This is a genomic window from Sphingobium indicum B90A (genome assembly GCF_000264945.2).
Classification (GTDB): Bacteria; Pseudomonadota; Alphaproteobacteria; order Sphingomonadales; family Sphingomonadaceae; genus Sphingobium; species Sphingobium indicum.
Genome location: NZ_CP013070.1, coordinates 1,619,356 through 1,641,657 on the forward strand (window position 1 = coordinate 1,619,356; position 22,302 = coordinate 1,641,657).

Annotated in this window: 22 protein-coding genes and 3 tRNA genes; 10 read left to right on the top strand and 15 right to left on the bottom strand. The window is 65.6% G+C overall.

From position 1 onward, the window contains the following. Window positions 1-36 precede the first annotated feature (36 nt). The 3 genes from SIDU_RS07845 to thiE all read right to left on the bottom strand — a co-directional run bounded on the left by SIDU_RS07845 (window position 37) and on the right by thiE (window position 2,832). Window positions 37-606: a M23 family metallopeptidase gene (locus SIDU_RS07845; protein WP_007684845.1), complete on the bottom strand. Its 570-nt coding sequence runs from the start codon at window positions 604-606 to the stop codon at window positions 37-39. Beyond that, a complete protein-coding gene (locus tag SIDU_RS07850) occupies window positions 603-1,691 on the bottom strand; it encodes a L,D-transpeptidase family protein (RefSeq protein WP_007684843.1) in 1,089 nt (362 codons plus the stop codon). The genes SIDU_RS07845 and SIDU_RS07850 overlap by 4 nt, the downstream gene beginning before the upstream one ends. 448 nt (window positions 1,692-2,139) lie before the next feature. Continuing rightward, window positions 2,140-2,832: a thiamine phosphate synthase gene (gene thiE, locus SIDU_RS07855; RefSeq protein ID WP_007684841.1), complete on the bottom strand. Its 693-nt coding sequence runs from the start codon at window positions 2,830-2,832 to the stop codon at window positions 2,140-2,142. Between the two features lie 76 nt (window positions 2,833-2,908). On the opposite strand from thiE, the gene SIDU_RS07860 reads away from it, so the two are divergent. Further along, window positions 2,909-3,634, top strand: a complete 726-nt coding sequence (locus tag SIDU_RS07860) for a DUF72 domain-containing protein (RefSeq protein WP_025772719.1) — start codon at window positions 2,909-2,911, stop codon at window positions 3,632-3,634. A gap of 220 nt (window positions 3,635-3,854) precedes the next feature. Here the strand turns inward: SIDU_RS07860 and SIDU_RS07865 are convergent, their stop codons facing one another. The 4 genes from SIDU_RS07865 to tkt all read right to left on the bottom strand — a co-directional run bounded on the left by SIDU_RS07865 (window position 3,855) and on the right by tkt (window position 9,294). After that, complete coding sequence (locus SIDU_RS07865) at window positions 3,855-4,751, bottom strand: fructose bisphosphate aldolase (RefSeq protein WP_007684837.1); 897 nt, start codon at window positions 4,749-4,751, stop codon at window positions 3,855-3,857. Window positions 4,752-5,016: 265 nt separating this feature from the next. Further along, a complete protein-coding gene (locus SIDU_RS07870; protein WP_037508165.1) occupies window positions 5,017-6,219 on the bottom strand; it encodes a phosphoglycerate kinase in 1,203 nt (400 codons plus the stop codon). A 69-nt stretch (window positions 6,220-6,288) separates the two neighbouring features. Next, window positions 6,289-7,299, bottom strand: coding sequence for a type I glyceraldehyde-3-phosphate dehydrogenase (gene gap, locus SIDU_RS07875; protein WP_007683536.1), 1,011 nt, complete (start codon window positions 7,297-7,299; stop codon window positions 6,289-6,291). A 27-nt stretch (window positions 7,300-7,326) separates the two neighbouring features. Continuing rightward, the gene (gene tkt / locus SIDU_RS07880; protein ID WP_007683534.1) at window positions 7,327-9,294 is read right to left on the bottom strand and encodes a transketolase; all 1,968 of its coding nucleotides are present in this window, start codon (window positions 9,292-9,294) and stop codon (window positions 7,327-7,329) included. A 188-nt stretch (window positions 9,295-9,482) separates the two neighbouring features. On the opposite strand from tkt, the gene SIDU_RS07885 reads away from it, so the two are divergent. The 4 genes from SIDU_RS07885 to SIDU_RS07900 all read left to right on the top strand — a co-directional run bounded on the left by SIDU_RS07885 (window position 9,483) and on the right by SIDU_RS07900 (window position 11,053). Continuing rightward, the gene (locus SIDU_RS07885; protein WP_007683532.1) at window positions 9,483-9,695 is read left to right on the top strand and encodes a hypothetical protein; all 213 of its coding nucleotides are present in this window, start codon (window positions 9,483-9,485) and stop codon (window positions 9,693-9,695) included. Beyond that, entirely contained in the window at window positions 9,688-10,023 is a 336-nt protein-coding gene (locus SIDU_RS07890) for a cell division protein ZapA (protein WP_007683530.1), read from the top strand. The genes SIDU_RS07885 and SIDU_RS07890 overlap by 8 nt, the downstream gene beginning before the upstream one ends. 212 nt (window positions 10,024-10,235) lie before the next feature. After that, window positions 10,236-10,814, top strand: a complete 579-nt coding sequence (locus SIDU_RS07895) for a 5-formyltetrahydrofolate cyclo-ligase (protein WP_007683528.1) — start codon at window positions 10,236-10,238, stop codon at window positions 10,812-10,814. Further along, window positions 10,811-11,053, top strand: coding sequence for a DUF2842 domain-containing protein (locus tag SIDU_RS07900; RefSeq protein WP_007683526.1), 243 nt, complete (start codon window positions 10,811-10,813; stop codon window positions 11,051-11,053). Before SIDU_RS07895 ends, SIDU_RS07900 begins: the two co-directional genes overlap by 4 nt. A 608-nt stretch (window positions 11,054-11,661) precedes the next feature. Here SIDU_RS07900 and SIDU_RS07905 read toward each other — a convergent pair. From SIDU_RS07905 to SIDU_RS07915, 3 genes are all read right to left on the bottom strand, one after another. Continuing rightward, window positions 11,662-11,738 (bottom strand) — tRNA-Asp (locus tag SIDU_RS07905). A gap of 86 nt (window positions 11,739-11,824) precedes the next feature. Continuing rightward, a tRNA-Asp gene (locus tag SIDU_RS07910) sits at window positions 11,825-11,901 on the bottom strand. A 41-nt stretch (window positions 11,902-11,942) separates the two neighbouring features. Next, window positions 11,943-13,097 carry an AI-2E family transporter gene (locus tag SIDU_RS07915; protein ID WP_007683523.1) on the bottom strand — a complete coding sequence of 385 codons (1,155 nt, stop codon included), beginning with the start codon at window positions 13,095-13,097 and terminating at the stop codon, window positions 11,943-11,945. Between the two features lie 172 nt (window positions 13,098-13,269). Between SIDU_RS07915 and SIDU_RS07920 the strand changes: the two genes are divergently transcribed. Then, the gene (locus tag SIDU_RS07920) at window positions 13,270-13,737 is read left to right on the top strand and encodes a hypothetical protein (protein ID WP_007683521.1); all 468 of its coding nucleotides are present in this window, start codon (window positions 13,270-13,272) and stop codon (window positions 13,735-13,737) included. A gap of 55 nt (window positions 13,738-13,792) precedes the next feature. Here SIDU_RS07920 and SIDU_RS07925 read toward each other — a convergent pair whose 3' ends face one another. The 4 genes from SIDU_RS07925 to thyA form a co-directional block, all read right to left on the bottom strand. Further along, complete coding sequence (locus SIDU_RS07925) at window positions 13,793-15,040, bottom strand: dihydrolipoamide acetyltransferase family protein (RefSeq protein WP_007683519.1); 1,248 nt, start codon at window positions 15,038-15,040, stop codon at window positions 13,793-13,795. Window positions 15,041-15,049: 9 nt separating this feature from the next. Next, window positions 15,050-16,054, bottom strand: a complete 1,005-nt coding sequence (locus SIDU_RS07930) for an alpha-ketoacid dehydrogenase subunit beta (RefSeq protein ID WP_007683517.1) — start codon at window positions 16,052-16,054, stop codon at window positions 15,050-15,052. A 50-nt stretch (window positions 16,055-16,104) separates the two neighbouring features. After that, a complete protein-coding gene (locus tag SIDU_RS07935; protein ID WP_007683515.1) occupies window positions 16,105-17,400 on the bottom strand; it encodes a 3-methyl-2-oxobutanoate dehydrogenase (2-methylpropanoyl-transferring) subunit alpha in 1,296 nt (431 codons plus the stop codon). A gap of 107 nt (window positions 17,401-17,507) precedes the next feature. Continuing rightward, window positions 17,508-18,443: a thymidylate synthase gene (gene thyA / locus SIDU_RS07940; protein ID WP_007683513.1), complete on the bottom strand. Its 936-nt coding sequence runs from the start codon at window positions 18,441-18,443 to the stop codon at window positions 17,508-17,510. Window positions 18,444-18,600: 157 nt separating this feature from the next. On the opposite strand from thyA, the gene SIDU_RS07945 reads away from it, so the two are divergent. The 4 genes from SIDU_RS07945 to SIDU_RS07960 all read left to right on the top strand — a co-directional run bounded on the left by SIDU_RS07945 (window position 18,601) and on the right by SIDU_RS07960 (window position 20,738). Beyond that, window positions 18,601-18,894, top strand: coding sequence for a JAB domain-containing protein (locus SIDU_RS07945; RefSeq protein WP_007683511.1), 294 nt, complete (start codon window positions 18,601-18,603; stop codon window positions 18,892-18,894). A 104-nt stretch (window positions 18,895-18,998) separates the two neighbouring features. Continuing rightward, window positions 18,999-19,075, top strand: a tRNA-Pro gene (locus SIDU_RS07950). Between the two features lie 57 nt (window positions 19,076-19,132). After that, window positions 19,133-19,624, top strand: a complete 492-nt coding sequence (locus SIDU_RS07955) for an Lrp/AsnC family transcriptional regulator (RefSeq protein WP_007683509.1) — start codon at window positions 19,133-19,135, stop codon at window positions 19,622-19,624. 67 nt (window positions 19,625-19,691) lie between these two features. Continuing rightward, a complete protein-coding gene (locus tag SIDU_RS07960) occupies window positions 19,692-20,738 on the top strand; it encodes a LacI family DNA-binding transcriptional regulator (protein WP_013039702.1) in 1,047 nt (348 codons plus the stop codon). A 125-nt stretch (window positions 20,739-20,863) separates the two neighbouring features. Here the strand turns inward: SIDU_RS07960 and purB are convergent, their stop codons facing one another. Continuing rightward, a complete protein-coding gene (purB, locus tag SIDU_RS07965) occupies window positions 20,864-22,177 on the bottom strand; it encodes an adenylosuccinate lyase (RefSeq protein WP_007683504.1) in 1,314 nt (437 codons plus the stop codon). Window positions 22,178-22,302: the final 125 nt, after the last annotated feature.

Consider the following 22,302-nt stretch of genomic DNA (forward strand, 5'->3'; position numbering starts at 1 on the left):
ACATGGCCGAAGGCGAAAGGGCAAGGGGGCAGCCGCCTATCGCCGCCTGGCCAGCAGGGGATAGGGATTGACCGGCCGCCCCCCATGCCATGCTTCGCCCGGCGCCATCTCATGCACCGCGAAGTGCAGATGCGGCGCCGCCGGATCGGCATTGCCGCTGCTGCCGACGCTGGCGATCCGCTGTCCGCGCCGCACCGCCTGCCCTTCCGCAAGACCCGGCGCATAGCCGTCCAGATGCGCATAATAATAGATGCGCCGCCCGTCGGAGGAGCGCTGATAGACGGTCCGCCCGCCCTCCTCGCTCCAGAACAGCTTTTCGATCCGCCCGTCCGCCGCCGCCAGCACCGCCCTGCCCCGCGCCGCCATGATGTCGATGGCGTCGTGCGGCCTCGCCCCGCTCGCCCGCGCCTGGGCGAAAGTGTCGCTGAGCGCGGTGGGCGGCACCCCCTCCACCGGGATCAGCAAAGGCCCCGCATCCGCAGCGGCGGGCCGCGAGGGAAGCATCGGAACCGGCGCGTCGGCGGGGACGATCCGCACGCAGAATTTCAGAAAGCCGGCGCAGAACAGGACGGCCAGACCGATTCCGGCCCAACCGCGCGCCCTCATGGCTGGAACACGGCCTTCACGCCGGACTGCACCATCTGCGCCAGCCGCGCCGCGTCCCAGTTGGTCAGGCGGATGCAGCCATGGCTTTCCGTCCGCCCGATGGTCTGCGGCTCCGGCGTGCCGTGAATGCCGTAATGCGGCTTGGACAGGTCGATCCACACCACGCCGACAGGGCCGTTCGGGCCGGGCTTCAACACCGCCTTCTCGTCCGTGGAGGAGGCATCCCAGAACAGGTCGGGATTATAATGAAAGTCAGGATTGCGGCTCAACCCCTTGATTTCCCAGGTTCCAATCGGCAACGGATCATGCTGTGACCCCATGGTGGCGGGAAATTGCGCGATCAGCCCGTTCTGCGCATCATAGGCCCTCAGCACCCCGTCCGACTTGTCGACGACGATATGGTCGGCCTGTGGCTGGTCCCTGGCGACCCCCAGCGACGCCAGGGTTTCGCCCCAGCCCCGTTCGTCCCCCTCGATCCGCGCCACCGGCTGGTTGGCGATGGCGGGCACGCGGATAGTGGCGCCCGCGCCGACCTTCGTATCCGGCGCATTGAGCGCTGCCAGCACCTCCGGCCGGGTGTGGAACCGCTCGGCCAGCTTCTCCAGCAGATTGCGATAGCCGAGCGCAGGCAGCTTCGCCTGATCGTTCAGATCCTTGGGAACCGCGAAGAACGGCCCCTTCGCGAACCCCGCCGGGATCGTCACCAGCCATGTTGCGGGCTGCGGCCGGTCGCCCAGCAGCGCCCTGGCGGTCGCTTCATCATATCGCCCCGTAGTCGGCAGGCCCCTCGCCTCCTGAAAACCCTTGAGCGCGGTGGTGAAGGACATGCCCTCCTTCCCGTCCAGCACGCCGGGCGAAAAGCCCGCCCGGTCCAGCGCCACCTGCGCCTGCAACACCGCCTCCACCCGCGCAGGCGATCCCGCCGGTTCCGGCACGATGACGAAGCCATAGGGATCGGCGGGCCGGGCCGCGGCATCCTTCGCCTGAGGGGAAGCGGCATTGGACGGAGCGCTCTCGTCCGCGTCCGTCACGGTCATGTTGCAGGCCGAACATAGCGATGCGAGGATCAAGGCATAGGTTTTCAAGGCGATACTCTCCCGATTATGGAAGAGAAAACGCGCAAAGTGCAGGAAAGCTGCCTACCTCCCTTCTGCCACCGTGCTCCTGCCTCTCCCATCGCTCCTGCTTCTCCCACCGTGCTCCTGCGAAGGCAGGAGCCCAGTTCAGACGGTGCGATGATTCACTTAACTAAGGGCAGGACTAGGCAGCGTGGACAAATTCGAAAATGTCGTGAAATGGCCATCCCAAGACATTCCCCTCCCGTAAACGGGAGGGGTTAGGGGTGGGCGCGAGCGGAGCGAGCTTCTGACTTGGCCGTTGCAAAACAACGCGGATGTTGCGCCAGCCCACCCCCTAACCCCCTCCCGCTTGCGGGAGGGGGAATGACAGGAAACCACCCAAATCACTCAGTCCGGCAAGTCTTGAATTTGTCCACGCTGCCCAGGCTCCTGCCTTCGCAGGAGCACGGCGCGTTCATTTCCGCGCCAACACCGCCTCGAAAGCCGCCACGCCCGCCCGCGGCCCTTCCGGATGGCCCCACACCGCCCCGCTCACCGCCAGGAAATCCGCCCCCGCCTTCACCAGCGGCGCGGCGTTCTCCGCCGTGATGCCGCCAATGGCGACGCAGGGCAGTTCGAACAGCGCCGTCCACCAGCCCAGGATCGACGGATCGGGCCGATAATGGGTTTCCTTGGTCGTCGTCGGATAAAAGGCCCCGAAGGCGACATAATCCGCCCCAGCCTCGCCCGCTTCCATCGCCAGATGACGGCTGTCATGGCAGGTGACGCCGATCTGCACCGACGGCCCCAGCAACCTGCGCGCTTCCTTCGGGTCGCCATCCCCCTGCCCCAGATGCACCCCATCCGCGCCCAGTCTTTTCGCCAGCGCCATGCTGTCGTTGACGATGAAGGCGACGTCCCGTTCGGCGCAGAGCTTCTGGAGCGGTTCGGCGGCGCGGGCGACGGCGTCTTCGTCCAGCCCCTTCAACCGCAACTGGAACGCCGCGACGCCGCCCCCGTCGAAGGCGGCGGCCATTCTGTCGGCAAAGTCCGCCCCGATCGCCGGCGGCGAGATCAGGTAAAGCTGGCAGGCTGGACGAAAGCCCTGCTCGAAACGGTCGGCGAAATTCGGATCGAGGGCGAGTTCTTCGTCGGTGAAATCGGTCATGCCCCTCGCCTTAGCCGCTTTTGGACGGATTGGAAAAGAGGGGGAGCCTATTCCACCCCGCCCACGTTTCCTCCCCATGATCAGGATCGGCTGCTCAGGATGGAATTACCGGGATTGGCGCGGGCGCTTCTACCCGGAGAAGATGGCGGCGAAAAACTGGTTCGCCTTCTACGCCGAACAGTTCGACACGGTGGAGATCAACAACAGCTTCTACCGCCTGCCCAGCCCGGAAACGGTCGACAAATGGCGCGAACAGGCGCCCAGCGGCTTCTGCTATGCGGCCAAGGCGAACCGCTATCTGACGCAGATGAAGAAGCTCAAGGATTGCGAGGAGCCGCTGGAAAGGATGATGGCGTCCTTCGCCCATTTCGGCGACAGCCTTGGGCCTGTCCTCTATCAACTGCCGCCGCATTTCACGCTGGACCTGCCCCGGCTGGAGGATTTCCTGCGCATCGCCCCGCGCCATCCGGTTCCGGTCTTCGAATTCCGGCACCCAAGCTGGTATGTGGATGAGGTCTATGCCTTGCTGGAACGCCACGGCGCCGCCTTTTGCGTCCACGACATGCCCGGCTCGGCCAGTCCCCGGCTGGCCGTCGGCACGACCGCCTATGTCCGCTTCCACGGCACGAAGGGCAAATATCGCGGCGGCTATTCCCGCGAAAGGTTGGAGGACTGGGCCGAATGGATGAAGGCGCAGAGCCGCGAAGGCCGGACCGTCTGGGCCTATTTCAACAATGATTATGACGCGCAGGCCATCACCGACGCGCGCATATTGAGGGAAGCCATCGGAAGCGGGAACTGACCATCCCTTATCGGTCAATAGCTGCCACTAAATTCCTCCCTATGCGAAGCATGGGGAGGGGGACCGCCGCCGAAGGCGGTGGTGGAGGGGAAATACGCAGGTCGTGCCCCATTCCCCTCCACCATGCTTCGCATGGTCCCCCTCCCCATCTACCGATGGGGAGGATTAAGAAGGTCCGGCCTCCATCCAGCCAGAAGGCGCTTAAGCGCCAATATCCCGATCAAGCCGCCTTCTGCGTCGAAGCTCCATGAATCTCATCGATGGCTTCGCCCAGCGAGGCGTTGAACTCATCGTCATTCATCTGATGACGCAGGTCGTTCAGCAGAGCGCGGCTGAAGCTCGCGATGATGCCGCGATTCTTGGCCAGTTCGACGCAGGCTTCGGAGCGGGAGAAGCCGCCCGACAACGCCACCACGCGCAGCACGCGGGGATGGTCGACCAGCGGGTCGAACAGACCGGCCTTGACCGGCAGCGACAGCTTCAACATCACCTTGTCGTCGCCCGTCATCGCGTCCAGATTCTTGAGGATTTCCTCCAGCAATATCTGGTCGGCCTCGGCGCGTTCCGGGCTCTTGATGTTGACTTCCGGCTCGATGATGGGAACCAGGCCAGCCGCCAGCACCTGCTGCCCGACCTCGAACTGCTGCCTGACGACGGCGGCAATGCCCTCGCGATTGGCGAGGTTGATGACCGAACGCTCCTTCGTGCCGAACACGCCCAGCGCCTTGGCGCGGTGCAGCAGCGTGTCGAGGCCCGGATTGGGCTTCATCAGTTGCACGCCGTTCGCCTCATCCTCCAGCCCCTTATCGATCTTGATGAAGGGCACGACGCCGCGCTCGATCAGCGCCTGCGGAACGGACTTGCCGCCCGCTTCGCCGTCCATGGTGCGCTCGAACAGGATCGCGCCCAGCACCTTCTCGCCCGAAAAGACCGGCGAGGTGATGATGCGGCTGCGCATCGCGTGGATCAGGCCGAACATCTCCTCTTCATTGGTCCAGGCGTCTTCCTCGATGCCATAGCCCTTCAGCGCCTTGGGCGTCGAACCGCCGCTCTGGTCGAGCGCCGCGATGAAGCCGTTGCCGCCCTCGATCTTCGCCTTCATGTCCTCGAACTGCATCTGCACATACCTCTTGGTTGGAAGCGCCGCCCACCCGGCAGCGCGTCTATGGGAGGAACGCCGCGCGCGGCGTCCACGGTCGAGCGGGGCGCGCCACTCTCCAAGGCGCGCCCCGCAATCTTTTCAGGTTTTGCGAGGATTCGGTTCAGGGCGAAGCGAAAATGGTGGTTTTCGAGAACCGGCGCGCAGCGACCTGCAGGTCGTGAGCACCGGAAGCGCAGAAAACCGCCATTTGCAGCCCGCCATGGACCGAATCCTCCAAAACCTAGGCCATCAAGGCCTTTACGCCCGGCAGTTCCTTGCCTTCCATCCACTCCAGGAAAGCGCCGCCAGCGGTCGAGACGAAGCTGAAATCGCCCGCCACGCCCGCATGGTTGAGCGCCGCCACGGTGTCGCCCCCGCCCGCTACGGAGGTCAGCCCGCCTTCCTTGGTGAGCGCCGCCGCCGTCTTCGCCAGCGCCACGGTCGCCTTGTCGAAGGGCGCGATCTCGAACGCGCCGAGCGGGCCGTTCCACACCAAAGTCCGGCAGTTCTTGATCGCATCGCCCAATGCCTCGACGGCGGCCGGACCGACGTCCAGGATCATCTCGTCCTCGGCCACCTCATGCACGTTGCAGGTGCGCAAGGAGGGCGGGTTGGCGGCAAATTCCTTCGCCACGACGACGTCATAGGGCAGATGGATGGTGCAGCCCGCCGCTTCCGCCTTGTCGAAGATCGCCTCCGCCGTCGCGGCCAGATCCTTCTCGCACAGCGACTTGCCGACATCGACGCCGCGCGCGAACAGGAAGGTATTGGCCATGCCGCCGCCGATGATCAGATGGTCGACCTTCGCGACCAGATTGTTCAGCACGTCGAGCTTGGTCGACACTTTCGCGCCGCCCACGACCGCCGCGACCGGCTTCACCGGCTCGCCCAGCGCGGCCTGGAGCGCGTCCAGTTCCTTCTCCATCGAACGCCCGGCAAAGGCGGGCAGCTTGTGCGCCAGACCCTCGGTCGAAACATGGGCGCGGTGAGCGGCGGAGAAAGCATCGTTCACATAGAGATCGCCGATCGCCGCCATCGCTTCCGCCAGCGCGGGATCATTCTTCTCCTCGCCTGCATGGAAGCGCGTATTCTCCAGGATCGAGATGTCGCCGTTGCGCATCACCTTGATGCCGTCCGTCGCCGCCTCGCCCTGGCAATCGGGGATGAACTGCACGTCGCGGCCCAGCACCGCCGTCAGCGGGCGGGTAATCTTCGACAGCGAATATTCCGGGTTCTTCTGCCCCTTGGGACGGCCGAAATGAGCGAGGATCAGCACCTTCGCGCCCCGGTCGGCCAGTTCCAGCACGGTCGGCATGGCGGCGCGCAGGCGGGTGTCGTCCGTCACGGAGCCATCCTGCATCGGCACGTTCAGATCCTCGCGCACCAGCACCACCTTGCCCGTGATGTCCCCCATGTCGTCGAGTGTCTTGAACGGCTTTGCCATGATCGCTCCCTGTAATGCGTGGAATTGGATGAAAAACCCCGCCGGATCGGTCCGGCGGGGTTATGTCGTTTAGAGGAACTTCGCCACGACGCCGCTGGTGTCGATCATGCGGTTCGAAAAGCCCCATTCATTGTCGTACCAGCTCAGCACGCGGACCAGCGTGCCGTCGATCACGGCCGTTTCCAGGCTGTCGACGGTCGAGCTGCGCGCATCGCCATTATAGTCGATGGACACCAGCGGCTCGTCCGAATAGCCCAATATGCCCTTGAGCGGCCCGGCCTCCGAAGCGGCCTTCAGCAGCTCGTTGACTTCCTGGACGCTGGTCGAACGCTTGGCGATGAACTTCAGGTCGACGACCGAGACGTTCGGCGTCGGCACGCGCACCGACGAACCGTCCAGCTTGCCCTTGAGTTCCGGCATCACCTCGCCCACGGCGCGGGCGGCGCCGGTGGTGGTCGGGATCATCGACACGGCGGCAGCGCGGGCGCGGCGCATGTCCTTGTGCAACTGGTCCAGCGTGTTCTGGTCGTTGGTGTAGCTGTGGATCGTGGTCATGAAGCCCTTTTCGATGCCCAGGGCGTCGTGCAGGACTTTCGCGAGCGGAGCCAGGCAGTTGGTGGTGCAGCTCGCGTTGGAGATCACCACGTCGTCGGCGCTCAGCGTCTCATGGTTGACGCCGAACACCACGGTCTTGTCGACGCCGGTCGCGGGGGCGGAGATGATGACGCGCTTGGCCCCGGCGGTCAGGTGCGCGCTGGCCTTCGCCTTGTCGGCGAAGATGCCGGTGCATTCCAGCGCGATTTCCACGCCCTGCGCGGCATGCGGCAGCTTGGAGGGGTCGCGCTCCGCCGTGACGGCGATGCGCTTGCCGTTGATGATCAGCGCGTCGCCGTCGACGCTGACTTCACCGCCCCAGTTGCCGTGGACGCTGTCGCGCTTGAACAGCAGGGCATTGGACTTGGCGTCGCCCAGGTCGTTGATGCTCACCAGTTCCAGATCATGGTCGGTCCGCGACAGGATCGCGCGCGCCACCAGACGGCCGATACGGCCGAAACCGTTGATTGCTACCTTCGTTGCCACTGCACTTGTCTCCCGGTTGGTTGAATTTCAGTCGAGCGCGGCCACGATGCGCGGCGCGATCTTGGCGGCCGTCAGGCCGAAATGATCGTAAAGAACGTCCGCCGGAGCCGAAGCGCCGAACGTGTCGATGCCGAAGCGCAGCCCGGCGATGCCGACATAACGCTCCCACCCGAAAGTCGTGCCCGCCTCGATGGAGCAGCGCAGCACATGATGCGGCAGCAGATCGTCCTTATAGGCCTGCGGCTGCGCATCGAAATGCGCCCAGCTGGGCATGGAGACGACATCCGCGCCGATGCCCTGCTCCTCCAGCAGCGCGGCGGTGGCGACGGCGATCTCGACCTCGGAGCCGGTGGCGACCAGCACCACCTTGCGCTCGGCGGTCGCGGCCTTCAGCCGATAGGCGCCCCTGGCCGACAGATTCTCGCCCGCCTTCTCGGTGCGCAACTGCGGCAGGTTCTGCCGGGTCAGCGCCAGCACCGACGGGCCGTCCGCATCCTTCAGCGCCAGTTCCCAGCATTCCGCCGTCTCGACGATGTCCGCCGGACGATAGACGTCCAGGTTCGGGATCATGCGCAGCGACATGACATGCTCGACCGGCTGGTGGGTCGGGCCGTCCTCGCCCAGGCCGATGGAGTCATGGGTCAGCACATGGATGGCGCGGATCTGCTGGAGCGCGGCCAGGCGGATGCCGCCGCGCATATAGTCGGAAAACACCAGGAAGGTGCCGCCATAGGGAATGACGCCGCCATGCAGCGCCATGCCGTTCATCGCGCAGGCCATGCCGAATTCGCGGATGCCATAATAGACGTAGCGGCCCGAATAATCGTCCTTCGTCAGCGGCCCGGTCGACTTGGTCTTGGTGTTGTTGGAGCCGGTCAGGTCCGCCGAACCGCCCAGCGTCTCGGGCAGCAGGTCGTTGATCGCGCCCAGCGCCAGTTCGCTCGCCCTGCGGGTGGCGACCTTCTGCGGATTGGCGATCAGCGTGTCGATATAGGCGTCGAGCGAGAAACCGGCGGGGAGTTCGCCGGCCATGCGCCGCTCGAATTCCGCCTTGTGCGCGTTGGAGCCGAGACGATCCGCCCAGGCCGCGCGGGCGTCGCCGCCCTTGGCGCCAATGGCCTTCCAGGCGGCGGCGATGTCTTCGGGAATGACGAAAGGCTCGGCCGACCAGCCCAGGAATTCGCGAGCCGCGGCGACTTCCGCCTCGCCCAGCGCGGACCCATGGACGCCCGAAGTCCCCGCCTTGTTCGGCGCGCCATAGCCGATCTTGGTGGCGCAGGCGACCAGCGACGGACGCGGATCGGCCAGCGCCTCGTCGATGGCGCGGCGCACATCGGCCACGTCATGGCCGTCGCACGACACCACATGCCATCCGGTCGCGGCATAGCGCGCCCGCACATCCTCGCTGCTCGACAGGTCGACCGCGCCGTCGATGGTGATCTTGTTGTCGTCCCACAGCACGATCAGGCGGCCGAGGTTCAGATGCCCCGCCAGGCCGATGGCCTCATGGTTGACGCCTTCCATCAGGCAGCCGTCGCCTGCCAGCACCCAGGTGCGGTGATCGACCAGTTCGTCGCCGAACTGCGCGTTCAGATGCCGCTCGGCAATCGCCATGCCCACGGCGGTGGCCAGGCCCGAACCCAGCGGCCCGGTGGTCGCCTCCACGCCCGCCAGTTCGAAATTCTCCGGATGCCCGGCGCAGGGGCTGCCCAGTTGCCGGAAATTCGCGATGTCCTCCATGGTCGGGCGCGCATAGCCGGTCAGGTGCAGCAGCGAGTAGATCAGCATCGACCCATGGCCCGCCGACAGCACGAAACGGTCGCGGTCGGCCCATTTCGGCGCCTTCGGATCGAATTTCAGATAGTCCTTGAACAGCACCGTGGCGACGTCCGCCATGCCCATCGGCATGCCCGGATGGCCGCTGTTGGCGGCCTGCACCGCGTCCATGGAAAGCGCCCGTATGGCGTTGGCGAGGGACTTTTCGGAAACGGTCATCGAAGCGGCGTCTTTCCTGGCTTGTCTATGGCCCCCTGTTAAGGCCAGCGAATCGAAATTGCGCCCCCTTTGTCGCCTCAGGGACAAGGCGTCAACCACGGGTGGCCCCCAGGCTGCGCCAAGCCGCCGAATGACGGCTTTTGCGCGGCGAAAACTTTGTCTATGCGTGGAACATGGCAAGTGACCGAATGATGCAGGCCATCCGCACGCTGGAGCGCGCGATCGACCGGCTGGAACAGGATGTGGAAGGCCTTGCGGCCGCGCCTGTCCCCTCTTCCGACCTCCCAGCCGGCGCCCTGCCCGGCATCGACGCCGCCGCCGCCCGCACGGCGCTGCGGTCGCTGGACAGTCTCATCACCGAATTGAAGGGGCAGGACGTGAAGGAACGGGCCGGTGGCTGAAACCACATTGCACATCGCCGGGCGCGTCTACGACCTGCGCTGCCGCGACGGGGAGGAGGCGCATCTGGCGCATCTCGCCAATCTGATCGAGCGCAAGGCGCGGCTGGCGCAGCAGAACACGCCGGGGTTGACCGAAGTGCGCACGCTGCTGTTCGCCGCGCTGTTCCTCGCCGACGAACTCAATGACCTCAAGCGCGAGGCGATAGGGCGGCAACAGACGCTGGCGCTGGAGTCCGGGGACGAACCGGCTGCCCGCGCGCTCGAATCCCTCGCCACGCGCATAGAAAAGCTGCGCGAAAGACTTGTCGCAGCTTCGCCCGAAGCCTAGATAGAGAGGCGACGGGCACTGCGCGGTATCGAGCTTTAGCGAACATCCCTGAGGCGATAATCACATCCAAGGGGACTGTCCCTGGGCGGGTTCCGGCCCGATCTACATGGTTCCCACCTGACGTTGAGGCGTCAGAGGATTTTCCAGCACACGGCCGAGGCGGTCCCGTCACCCCCCTCCCGCAATGTCCTTTCGCCAACATAAGGCCCCCGATGAGCGACGACACAGACAAGGCGACCCTGCGTGCCATCGCCCGGCAGAGGCGGCGCGCCTTCGTGGCCTCGCTCGATCCGCTGGCGCACCGGCTGGCGTTCAAGGTGATCCCCTCCCCCCTCGCCCGGCGGCTGGCGGACGCCGAGGTGGTGGCGCTTTACATGGGGCTGGACGACGAAGCCCCGGCCCAGCGGCTCGCCGCCCCCTTGCAGGCCATGGGCAAGACGCTGGCCCTGCCCCGCGTGCTCGATCGCCTCGGCAGCATGGATTTTCTGAGCTGGCGGCCGGAGGACCGGCTTTTCCCCGGCCTGTTCGGCACCAGCCATCCTGAACCGACCGGCGATCCGGTGACGCCCGACGTCATCGTCGCCCCGCTGATCGGCTTCGACCGGGCGATGAACCGGCTGGGCCAGGGGGGCGGCTATTACGACCGGGTCTTCGCCCGCTATCCCGACGCGCTGCGCTTGGGGCTGGCCTGGTCGGTGCAGGAACATGACGACCTGCCCGCCGATCCGTGGGACTTGCCGCTCAATCTGATCCTGACCGAAGTCGAACTGATCGAAGGATATGAGGCATGAGCATCGACCCCCGTCCCACCTACAGGCCAAGCTGGCGCAAGCCCGTGGGCATGTTCATGATCCTGGGCCTGATCGCGCTGTGGGCGGTGCTGGTGGGAAGCCTGTCGGGGCTGATCGGACGATTGCCGATGGTTGCGCAGGTGCCGGTCTACGTCTTTCTCGGCCTGATCTGGATATGGATATTGCCGTTGAAGCGCCTCCTGTCCTGGATGGAGACGGGGCGCTGGCGCGGTTTTTAGGCATTTCGGGTGGGAAGCCGTCATTCCCCCTCCCGCAAGCGGGAGGGGGTTAGGGGGTGGGCTGGCGCGACATGCGCGTTGCTGTGCAACGGCTAAGTTAGAAGCTCCCCGGATCAGGTCCGGGGTGGCGCCCACCCCTAACCCCTCCCGTTTACGGGAGGGGGAATGTTTTTGGATTGGCCAGTTGCGGTCATTGCCCCACCGTCACCCCGGACTTGATCCGGGGTCCCGCTGCCTTGGGCCGGGCGCGGACTCAAAAAGAAAGCGGGACCCCGGGTCAAGCCCGGGGTGACGAATAGGGAAACCTCCGCTCTCCACCCAAAGGCCCCGCCGACCCATCGGGAACCATCCGTGGCCAAACGGCCACAACATCCTCGAAAACCATCCTATTTCTCCAACAGCCCCGAAATTTGGCCTGTCCTACTGCCCGCCGACCCGCCTATCCTTTCCGCCTCTTTGAAATGTCCGACACGCAACGCCTACGCGCGCCCGGGCACGCGCGCGCATACACTGTGAACTTCGGCGAAAAATGACGCAAATCAGCCATTATCGAAGGACGCAGGGCAAGCGCCGCGTCCAACAGCATCGTCACTCGATCCGGGGGAGAATGGCGCGAGTGACGGGGCTCGAACCCGCGACCTCCGGCGTGACAGGCCGGCGCTCTAACCAACTGAGCTACACCCGCGCAGGGCGGCATCTTGGCGTGGGCCATGCAGGCCACCAGACGATGCTGATCTGGAAAACCATCCACCTCCTTCCTTTCAAGGAAAGTGGCGCGAGTGACGGGGCTCGAACCCGCGACCTCCGGCGTGACAGGCCGGCGCTCTAACCAACTGAGCTACACCCGCGTTCGGTGTGGGCGGGCATCTATGCGGCCCCGTTCCCCCTGTCAACCGCCTGCGACATCAGTTTCGCGGCTTTCGTCATTTTCTTTGCGCGGGTCGACCGTCAACGTGCCGCGCTCGAACAGGAAACCCGCTATGTCGGGCGTTCCGGCGGCCGACACGACCGTCTGGATGATGATCAGCAACGGCACGCCCAGCAAAGCGCCCGGCGTTCCCCACACCCATCCCCAGAAGGTCAGCGACACCAGGATCAGCAGCGGATTCATGGTCAGCCGCCGCCCCAATATCGTCGGTGTCACGACATTGGCCTCCACCAGGTGGAAACCGACCTGCAAGGCGGCGGGGAGCAGCGCCCTCCACACGTCGTCGAACACCATCAGCCCGCCCAGCGCCAGCAGGGCCGCCGCCAGCATCGGCCCGAAATAGGGCACGAAATTCAGCAGCGCGACGATGCCGCCCCACATCAGCGGGGACGGCATGCCGATCAGCCACAGGGCGAAGGCGACCGCCAGGCCCAGGCACAGGTTGATCGTCGCGATGGTGAGGACATAGGCGGATGTCGCGTCCACCACATTCTGGATCACCCGCGCCACCGCCATCGCGCCGTCGAAGCTGCCCCGGCTGTTGATCGTCCGCCGCCGCAGCCGCGTCCAGCCGGCCAGGAAGAAATAGATGATGAGCAGCGCGAACACCATCTGGATGATCGCCGCCGGGGCGGATGTGGCCGCGAACTGCAGCAGCGACCGGGGGGCGTCCACCGCCGCCGTCTGCGCCGCCGCCACCGGCCCGGTCGCCAGCATCTGCACCGTTTCGTCGACGAAACGCTGAAGCTGCGAATAGAAATCGATCAGCGGCGCCAGGTTGTTCTGAATCTTGGGCAGCCGTTCGGGCAGCAGCCGGAACCAGTCGGCGGCCGGGACGACGATCAGCACCAGCGCCGTGTTCGCCACCAGCAGGAAGGCGATCACCGCCGTCAGCGCGGCCAGAGGCGAAGGCACGCTCCGCCGCTCCATCCACTCCAGGAAGGGCACCAGCGCAATGGCGATCACCAGCGCGGCGGTCAGCGGCAGGAAGAACTCGGCGCCCTCCCTCAAGGCGAAGGGCAGCGCCAGGATCAGCCCGACGCCGGTCGTCAGCGCAATCGACGCCAGCAAGCGGTCCCGCCGCCGGTTGATCTCCTGCTGTTCCTGGGGTGTCACGCCTGAAATATCCTCGCCCGCCGCCCTTTTTCTGCACGGGCGGCGCCCGCCCGTCAATTTCGGCCCGATAATTTACATCAGCGGATCAGGCGGATAGCAAGGGAAACAAGGCCTTAACCAAATCTTCGGCACCTGCTGCCACATTGGCCGGGCAACAGCTTGGGGGACTGGGATGAAATCGGGGGCTTGGCTGGTCGCCCTGGCCTGCATGGCGGCGCCGCAGCTTGCCTGGGCACGGCAGGAAATCCGGCTGGAACGGCAGATGTTCGTGGAGCGGGTCAGCACCGACATCAACGGCCGCGCCCGCCGCGTGCTGGAAAGCGCCGGCCGGGCGGAATCGGGCGACCAGCTCATCTTCGTCGTCAACTGGCGCAATGCGGGCAACCGCACGATCCGCAACCTGGCCGTCACCAACGCCGTCCCGCGTGGCGCTCAGCCAGACCTCACCGATCCCGCCATGCAGGTGTCGGTCGACGGCGGCGCACGATGGGGCCGCCTCTCCGACCTATGGCTGCCGACGGCGCTGGGCGGCACCCGCCGCGCAGTCCCCGCCGACATCACCCATATCCGCTGGACCGTCCCCGACGAAATATCCCCCGGCGAAAGCGGTCGCCTCAGTTATCGCGCCACGGTACGTTGAGAGCGCAAACTAATCCTCCATACGCGCAGCGTGGGGAGGAATGGGATACCGCCTCTCAATCCGCAAACAATAGAACCGGCGTCTCCAATAACTTCCGCACCGCCTGGACAAAGCTCGCCGCATCCCATCCATCCACCACCCGATGGTCGCAACTGATCGACAGGTTCATGAGCTTGGCGGGCACCACCTCCTTCCCCCGGAAGACAGGCCGCTCGACGATGCGGTTCGGGCCGATGATCGCGACTTCCGGCCGGTTGATCACCGGCGTCGTCGCCACCCCGCCCAGCGGCCCCAGCGACGTCAGCGTCAGCGTGGAGCCGGACAGCTCATCCGACCTGGCCTTGCCCGCGCGAACGGCGTCGGCCAGCCGCTTGATCTCCGCCGCGAGCTGCCAGACATTGCGGTCCTGCGCGTCGCGGATCACCGGCACCATCAGCCCCGCGTCGGTCTGGGTCGCGATGCCCATATGCACCGCGCCATGGCGCGTCACCACCCCCGCTTCATCGTCATAGCGCGCGTTCAGCATGGGAAAATCCGGCAGCGCGCGACAGATCGCCACGATCAGCAGCGGCAGCAGAGTCAGCTTGGGCCGTTCGCCGCGATGGGCGTTCAACTGCTCGCGGGTTTCCTCCAGCGCGGTGACGTCGATCTCCTCGACATAGGAGAAATGCGGGATGGCGCGTTTGGAGGCGGCCATATTCTCCGCGATGCGGCGGCGCAGGCCGATGACCTTGACCTCTTCGTCGGCGCGCCTTGCCGCGCGCCCGGCCGGCCGATAGCCCTGACCCGCCCCATAAAGCAGGAAGGCATCCAGATCGGAATGGCGGATATGATCGCCGCTGGGCTTCACCTGGGCAAGATCGATCCCCAATTGCTTCGCCCGCGCCCGAACGGCGGGGGAAGCCAGCACTTCTCCCTTCTCTCTCAAAGACGGGTCGGGGGTAGCTTCCGGCGGGGCCGGCTGTTCTTCAAAGGCCGGGGCAAGCTCGCTTCGCTCGCCATCCACCCCCGGCCCCTCCCTGGAAGGGAGGGGAGAAGGGGGAGCAGGCGTCTCCCCTTCCCCCTCCGTCTCGATCTCCACCAGCATCGATCCGATGGCGATCTGCTGCCCCGGCTCGCCCGCCAGCCGGACCACGGTGCCCGCGACCGGCGATTCCATCTCCACCGTCGCCTTGTCGGTCATCATGTCGGCGATCGGCTGGTCCTCCTCGACCCGGTCGCCGACCTTCACGTGCCAGCCGACGATCTCCGCTTCCGCGATGCCTTCGCCGATGTCCGGCAACCTGAACGTAAAAAGCGCCATGACAGCCCCTCAATCCTTCAAAATCTTGTTGATCGCCTCGCGGATGCGCACCGGGCCGGGGAAATAGGCCCATTCCAGGCTGTGCGGATAGGGCGTGTCGAAGCCGGTCACGCGCTCGATCGGCGCTTCGAGATGGTAGAAGCACCGCTCCTGCACCAGGGCGGAAAGTTCCGCGCCGAAACCGCTCGTCCGCGTCGCCTCATGTACGATCATGCAGCGCCCGGTCTTGCGCACCGACCGCTCTATGGCCTCGATGTCCAGCGGCACCAGCGTGCGCAGGTCCAGGATTTCCGCATCCACGCCCATTTCGGCCACGCTGTTCTCTACCACATGCACCATCGTGCCATAGCAGAGCACGGTCAGCGCCTCGCCCGCCCGCGCCACCCGCGCCTCGCCCAGCGGAACGCGGTAATGGCCGGTCGGCACCTGCGCCTGCGCATGCCCCGCCCAGCTTCGCGCCGGCGTGTCGTAATGGCCGTCGAACGGCCCGTTATAGATGCGCTTGGGTTCGAAGAAGATGACCGGATCATTATCCTCTATGGCCGCGATCAACAGGCCCTTGGCGTCATAGGGGGTCGAGGGGATCACCGTCTTCACGCCCGACACATGGGTGAAGATGCCCTCGGGCGACTGGCTGTGCGTCTGTCCGCCGAAAATGCCGCCGCCAAAGGGCGAGCGCACCGTCATGGGCGAGATGAACTCCCCCGCGGAGCGATAGCGAAGCCGCGCCGCTTCCGACACGAGCTGGTCCAGCGCGGGATAGATATAATCGGCGAACTGGATTTCCGGCACCGGCCTCAGGCCATAGGCGCCCATGCCCACCGCGACGCCGATGATGCCGCATTCGGTGATCGGCGTGTCGAACACGCGGTTCTTGCCATATTTCTGCTGCAAGCCCGCCGTGGCGCGGAAGACGCCGCCGAAATAGCCGACATCCTCGCCCATCACGACCACGGCGGGGTCGCGCCCCATCATCACGTCCAGCGCGCTGTTGATCGCCTGGATCATGTTCATCTGCACCGTGTCGCCGCGGATTTCCGTCACCGCTTCGCTCATCATGTCGCTCACAGGCCGGCTGCCTTCCATTCGTCGAGCATTTTCTGCTGCTGCTCGCGCAGGTGCCAGGGCATCTCCTCGAACACGTCCTCGAACATCGATTCCATCGGATGGTGCAGGCCATGGCCCAGAATGCCGTTCTTCTCGGCCTCCCGCGCCGCGTCGCGGACCATTTCGGCCAGTTCCCTGTCCATCGCTGCGTGCCGCTCCTCGTCCCAGATGCCGAGCGCGATGCAATGCTTCCTGAGCCGCGCAATGGGGTCGCCCAGCGGCCAGTGGCTCGCCTCGTCGGCGGAGCGATAGGCGCCGGGATCGTCCGACGTGCTGTGCCCCTCGACCCGATAGGTGAAATGTTCGATCAGGGTCGGGCCTGCATTGGCCCGCGCCCGGTCCGCGGCCCAGCGCGTCGCGGCATAGACCGCCAGCGCATCGTTGCCGTCGACCCTGAGGCCTGCAATGCCATAGCCGATGGCCCTCGCCGCGAAGGTCGTCGCCTCCGCCCCCGCAAAGCCCGAAAAGCTGCTGATCGCCCACTGGTTGTTCACGACATTCATGATGACCGGCGCGCGATAGACGCTGGCGAAGGTGCAGGCCGAATGGAAGTCGCCCTCCGCCGTGGACCCTTCCCCGCACCAGGTCGCCGCGATCCGCGTGTCGCCCCGCGCCGCGCTGGCCATGGCCCAGCCCACGGCCTGCGGATATTGGGTGGTGAGGTTGCCGGAAATGGAGAAGAACCCCGCGTCCCGCGCCGAATACATGATGGGAAGCTGGCGCCCCTTCAGCCTGTCGCCCTTGTTCGAATAGATCTGGTTCATCATGTCGACGATGGGCCAGCCACGGGCGATCAATATGCCCTGCTGGCGATAGCTGGGAAAGCACATGTCATCGCTCGCCAGCGCCGCGGCGGCGCCGATCGACACGGCCTCCTCGCCCGTCGACTTCATGTAGAAGCTGGTCTTGCCCTGCCGCTGGGCGCGGAACATGCGCGCGTCGAACGCCCGCGTCAGCGCCATGTTGCGAAGCATCTTGAGCAGCATTTCCGGCGGCAGCTTGGGATCCCAGGGGCCGACCGCAGCCCCCTCCTCATCCAGCACCCGGACCAGCCCATAGGCGAGGTCGCGCATCCCGGCGGGCTGCGCCGTCTCGTCCGGCCGCGCCTGCGCACCGGCGGGCGGAATGTCGAAGTCGCTGAAATCGGCGCTGTCGCCAGGCCTGAATTTCGGCTCCGGCACATGCAGCCGGAGCGGCGGCAGATTACGCCCTGCCTCCTCCCTTCCAGCGTCCGAATCGATCCGGTCGCTCATCCTGCCTCCTTTTGTGCATTGCAATAATATTGCTCAGTGCAATTATTATATTACAACACCCGCAAAGGCAAGCCTTGCTGACCCATCTGGCCGCGCCTCGTCCTCCGCTAGACGGCGACGGGGGCGGCGATATGCCTTTGCGGCGCGTAATCGGCCACTTCGAAATCCTCGATCCGATAATCGAAAATGCTCGAAGGGCGGCGGTTGATCCGCAATTTCGGGCTGCCCGACGGAATTCGGCCGATCTGCTCCTCCACCAGTTCGGCGTGGTTGAGGTAGAGATGCACGTCCCCGCCCTGCCAGACGATCTCGCCGGCCTCCAGATCGCATTGCTGCGCCAGCATCCGGGTGATCATCGACAGGCCGAATATATTGAAGGCGAAGCCCAGCCCCAGGTCGCAACTCCGCTGGAACAGCAGCCCATTCAGCCGCCCGTTCGCCACCTGGAACTGATAGGTCATGTGACAGGGCGGCAGCGCCATGCGCGATACTTCCGCCACGTTCCAGCCAGTGAACAGCAAGCGCCGCGAGCCGGGGCTGGTCCGAATCGCCTCGACCAGATCGGCAATCTGGTTATGTCCCTGCGCCGCCCGGCGGTAGAGGCCGTCCCCGACCTCCTCATAGCGCGGCCAGTTCACCCATTGCGCGCCATAGACCGGCCCCAGATCGCCCCAGCGCGCCGCGAAGGCCTGATCCTCGACGATCCGCGCCTCGAACGCGTCGCGGTCGATTTCCTCGCCCGTGGCCTTGCGGTAACTGTCCAGCGGCCAGTCGGTCCAGATATGCACGCCCTGCCGCACCAGTTCGCGGATGTTGGTGTCGCCGGTCAGGAACCACAGCATCTCCCGCGCGGCAACCTTCCAATAGACCCGCTTGGTGGTGAGCAGCGGCACCGCGTCGTCGGCCAGCGAAAAGCGCATCGTCGCGCCCAATATCGACCGCGTGCCCACGCCCGTCCGGTCGATCCGCTCATCCCCATGCAGCCAGATGTGCCGCATCAGGTCCAGATATTGCTGCTCATAATGGGGCGGAGAGGATGCCATGGGGACACTTTCATGATTCTGGCGGGCTGCCCCCTCCTGTAGCGAAGCGGCCCGCCGACGCCAAATGCTGCGAAACGGACAAGATTGGCTGCCGCTTCCTCCGAAAAGGACCAGCCTTCCCCTACCGCCCGGGCGGCGCAGGGCCATTCTGCGACGCATGCCGCAACCCGCCTCCCTGAACCTTCTCGTCCTGGACGACGAATGGCGGCCGCTTCACCGGCTGCGCGCCGATCAGGACTGGCGCGACACCGTGAACGCGCTGCTGCGGTGGGAGAGCCGTTGGCTGGCGATCGAGCAGCAGCGGCCCGACAGCCCCTTTCCGCGCTGGGCCGACATCCGGCTGACCCGGACCCTCTCGAAACGCCTGCGTCCGATCGAGATCGCGCTGGCGGACCATGTGATTCACGGGCGAAAGGGGCGTTTCAGCTTCCGCCAGGCGGGGCTTTTATGAACCGCCCAAAAAAAACCGCAACGGCCGCTTGCCAGCCGGAAAAGCCACCTCTATAGGCTGCGGCCTGCCCAGCGGGCCCGCCTCGAAACGGACCCGCTATCGGTCGGGGAGTAGCTCAGCCTGGTAGAGCACTGTCTTCGGGAGGCAGGGGCCGGAGGTTCGAATCCTCTCTCCCCGACCATCATATTTGTCGGAAAATCCATGGTTTTCGCGACAGCATGCTTCCACGGCAAAGCCCATGAAAAATCCGCCGACGATCGAGATGGACGAATTCGACCGGAAGATCGTCGCCGCCCTCATAGAGGACGGCCGCATGACCGTCACCGACCTGGCCCAGGCGGTGGGCCTGTCCAAGACGCCCTGCCAGGTCCGCCTGCGCCGCCTCATCGAAACGGGGGTGATCCGGGGATTTCGGGCGATCGTCGATCCGGCGAAGCTGGGCATGGACCATGTCGCCTTCGCCGAGGTGAAGCTGTCCGACACGCGCGAAAAGGCGCTGGACGAGTTCAACGCCGCCGTCCGCCGCATTCCCGAGGTCGAGGAATGCCATATGATCGCCAGCAGCTTCGATTATCTGCTGAAGGTGAGGACGGCCGACATCCGCCGTTACCGCGCCGTGCTGGGGGAGAAGATCTCCAGCCTGCCCCATGTCGCCAGCACCTCCACCTATGTCGCGATGGAAACCGTGCTGGACGCGAGCGGCCATCCCCGCGCCAAGAGTCGTAATTGACGCGATCCGAAAAGACGATGGAGGATTTTGCTTAGTATCGGGCGAGCTTCCCGTTACCATTACGCTCATGGAACCGAGAAGCTCTAGGCGGCAGCGCAACGCCCCGACCATCAACGATGTCGCGAAACATGCGGGCGTTTCGCCCATGACCGTGTCCCGCGTGATCAACGGCGAACAGATCGTCCGAAGCGCCACAAAGGAAAAGGTGGAAGCGGCCATCGCCGCGCTCAACTATTCGCCCAGCGCCGCCGCGCGCAGCCTGGCGGGCGGGGACGAAACCCGCATCGGCCTGCTCTACAGCAACCCTTCGGCATCCTATCTGAGCGAATTCCTGGTCGGCAGCCTGGACCAGGCCAGCCGCAGCGGCGTCGACCTGGTGGTGGAGAAATGGGATGAGGAAACCGCCGTCGGCACGGTGGTCGACCATCTGTTGCGCGGCCGGATCAACGGCGTCATCCTGCCGCCGCCGCTGTGCGACCACCAGGCGATGAAGGACGCGCTGAAGGCGGCGGACCTGGTCGCCGTCGCCGTCGCCACCGGGGAGGCGCCCGCCGACATGTCGGCGGTCAGCATCGACGACCATGCCGCCGCGCTGGCGATGACGCGCCATCTGATCGCGCTGGGCCATCGCCGCATCGGCTTCATCAAGGGTCATCCGAACCAGAGCGCCAGCCAGCGCCGGTTGGAGGGCTATGGCGACGCATTGGCGGAAGCTGGCATCGCGCCGGACGAGACGCTGGTCGAACAGGGCTATTTCACCTATCGATCCGGGCTGGACGCGGCGGAGCGAATCCTGGCGCTGCCCAAGCCGCCGACCGCGATCTTCGCCAGCAATGACGACATGGCGGCGGCGGCCGTCGCCATTGCTCATCGCAGCGGGCTGGACGTGCCGGGCGACCTGACCGTATGCGGCTTCGACGACACGTCGCTGGCGACCACGATCTGGCCCGAATTGACGACCATCCGCCAGCCGATCAGCGCCATGTCGCGCGCCGCCGTCGAGTTGCTGGTGCGGCAGATCAAGGCGCGCAAGGGCAAGTCGGAGGAAAAGCCGTCGCATCTGCTGTTGGATTACGAATTGATCCGGCGGCAATCCGACGCCGTTCCGCATTGACGGCTTTTCCGTCGTGAGGGCCGGGTTTTAGCGCGGCAGCAATCCACCAGCGCTGCACCGTGCTCCTGCTTTCACAGGACCACGGAACCGGCAGGCCCGGCACGGCTTGCCGGGCCTGTTCGATCCTATTCCCCGAACACCCGGCGGAATATCGTGTCGACCTCGCGGAAGTGATAATCGAGGTTGAACTTCTCCTCGATCTGCTCGGCCGTGAGCGCCGCGGCGACGTCCGGATCGGCCTTGAGCAATTCCATCAACGATAGCTGGCCGTCCGATTCCCAGACCTTCATCGCGTTGCGCTGGACATAGCGGTAGCTGTCCTCCCGCGAGACGCCCGCCTGGGTCAGCGCCAGCAGCACCCGCTGCGAATGGACCAGGCCGCCCATCTTGTCGAGATTCTTCATCATCCGCTCAGGGTAGACAAGCAGCTTGTCGATGACCCCCGTCAGGCGCCCCAGCGCGAAGTCGAGCGTGATGGTGGCGTCGGGGCCGATATAGCGCTCCACCGACGAATGGCTGATGTCCCGTTCGTGCCAGAGCGCCACATTCTCCATCGCCGGCAGCGCATAGCTGCGCACCATGCGGGCAAGGCCGGTCAGGTTCTCGGTAAGCACCGGGTTGCGCTTGTGCGGCATGGCGCTGCTGCCCTTCTGGCCCGGCGAGAAATATTCCTCCGCCTCCAGCACCTCGGTGCGCTGGAGGTGGCGGACCTCGACGGCCAGCCGCTCGATGGACGAGGCGATGACGCCCAGGGTGGCGAAGAACATCGCATGCCGGTCTCGCGGGATGACCTGGGTCGACACCGGCTCGACGGCGAGGCCCAGCTTTTCTGCGACATGCTCCTCGACGCGGGGGTCGATATTGGCGAAGGTGCCGACCGCGCCGGAAATGGCGCAGGTGGCGACTTCGGCGCGGGCGGCGATCAGGCGCGCCTTGCAGCGGCTGAACTCCGCATAGGCCTCTGCCATTTTCAGGCCGAAGGTCACAGGCTCGGCATGGATGCCGTGGCTGCGGCCGATGGTCGGGGTCAGCTTATGCTCATAGGCGCGGCGCTTGATGACCTCCAGCAGCTTGTCCAGGTCGTCGATCAACAGGTCGGCGGCGCGGCTCAACTGCACGGCAAGGCAGGTGTCCAGCACATCGCTGGACGTCATGCCCTGGTGCATGAAGCGGGCTTCGTCGCCCACCTGTTCCGCTACCCAGGTCAGGAAGGCGATGACGTCATGCTTGGTCACCGCCTCGATGGCGTCGATGGCGGGCACGTCGATCGCGGGCTCGGTCGCCCACCAGTCCCACAGCGCCTTGGCGGCGGATGGCGGCACCACGCCCAGTTCGCCCAGCTTTTCGGTCGCATGCGCCTCGATCTCGAACCATATCCTGAAGCGGGCTTCCGGCTCCCAGAGGGCGGTCATTTGCGGGCGGGCGTAACGGGGGACCATCGGGCGAATCCTGCGTGCATGAGTTGAATGTCGCTGCGCCGCCTAGCAGCACCGCCTTTGCGGGGCAAATCGCCGGAAAGACCCGCCGCTTTTCCGTGCTTCGTCCCATTAATCGCAGCATCGGT

Bases quoted from the DNA above. Each gene is read 5' to 3' on its own strand.
- SIDU_RS07870 (WP_037508165.1), bottom strand. From the start codon at position 6,219: ATGGCAAAGCCGTTCAAGACACTCGACGACATGGGGGACATCACGGGC.
- thyA (WP_007683513.1), bottom strand. From the start codon at position 18,443: ATGGCATCCTCTCCGCCCCATTATGAGCAGCAATATCTGGACCTGATG.
- SIDU_RS07955 (WP_007683509.1), top strand. From the start codon at position 19,133: ATGAAAAATCCGCCGACGATCGAGATGGACGAATTCGACCGGAAGATC.
- SIDU_RS07900 (WP_007683526.1), top strand. From the start codon at position 10,811: ATGAGCATCGACCCCCGTCCCACCTACAGGCCAAGCTGGCGCAAGCCC.
- SIDU_RS07930 (WP_007683517.1), bottom strand. From the start codon at position 16,054: ATGAACATGATCCAGGCGATCAACAGCGCGCTGGACGTGATGATGGGG.
- SIDU_RS07845 (WP_007684845.1), bottom strand. From the start codon at position 606: ATGAGGGCGCGCGGTTGGGCCGGAATCGGTCTGGCCGTCCTGTTCTGC.
- SIDU_RS07865 (WP_007684837.1), bottom strand. From the start codon at position 4,751: ATGCAGTTCGAGGACATGAAGGCGAAGATCGAGGGCGGCAACGGCTTC.
- SIDU_RS07935 (WP_007683515.1), bottom strand. From the start codon at position 17,400: ATGAGCGACCGGATCGATTCGGACGCTGGAAGGGAGGAGGCAGGGCGT.
- SIDU_RS07860 (WP_025772719.1), top strand. From the start codon at position 2,909: ATGATCAGGATCGGCTGCTCAGGATGGAATTACCGGGATTGGCGCGGG.
- thiE (WP_007684841.1), bottom strand. From the start codon at position 2,832: ATGACCGATTTCACCGACGAAGAACTCGCCCTCGATCCGAATTTCGCC.
- SIDU_RS07945 (WP_007683511.1), top strand. From the start codon at position 18,601: ATGCCGCAACCCGCCTCCCTGAACCTTCTCGTCCTGGACGACGAATGG.
- SIDU_RS07920 (WP_007683521.1), top strand. From the start codon at position 13,270: ATGAAATCGGGGGCTTGGCTGGTCGCCCTGGCCTGCATGGCGGCGCCG.
- SIDU_RS07895 (WP_007683528.1), top strand. From the start codon at position 10,236: ATGAGCGACGACACAGACAAGGCGACCCTGCGTGCCATCGCCCGGCAG.
- purB (WP_007683504.1), bottom strand. From the start codon at position 22,177: ATGGTCCCCCGTTACGCCCGCCCGCAAATGACCGCCCTCTGGGAGCCG.
- tkt (WP_007683534.1), bottom strand. From the start codon at position 9,294: ATGACCGTTTCCGAAAAGTCCCTCGCCAACGCCATACGGGCGCTTTCC.
- SIDU_RS07885 (WP_007683532.1), top strand. From the start codon at position 9,483: ATGATGCAGGCCATCCGCACGCTGGAGCGCGCGATCGACCGGCTGGAA.
- SIDU_RS07960 (WP_013039702.1), top strand. From the start codon at position 19,692: ATGGAACCGAGAAGCTCTAGGCGGCAGCGCAACGCCCCGACCATCAAC.
- SIDU_RS07925 (WP_007683519.1), bottom strand. From the start codon at position 15,040: ATGGCGCTTTTTACGTTCAGGTTGCCGGACATCGGCGAAGGCATCGCG.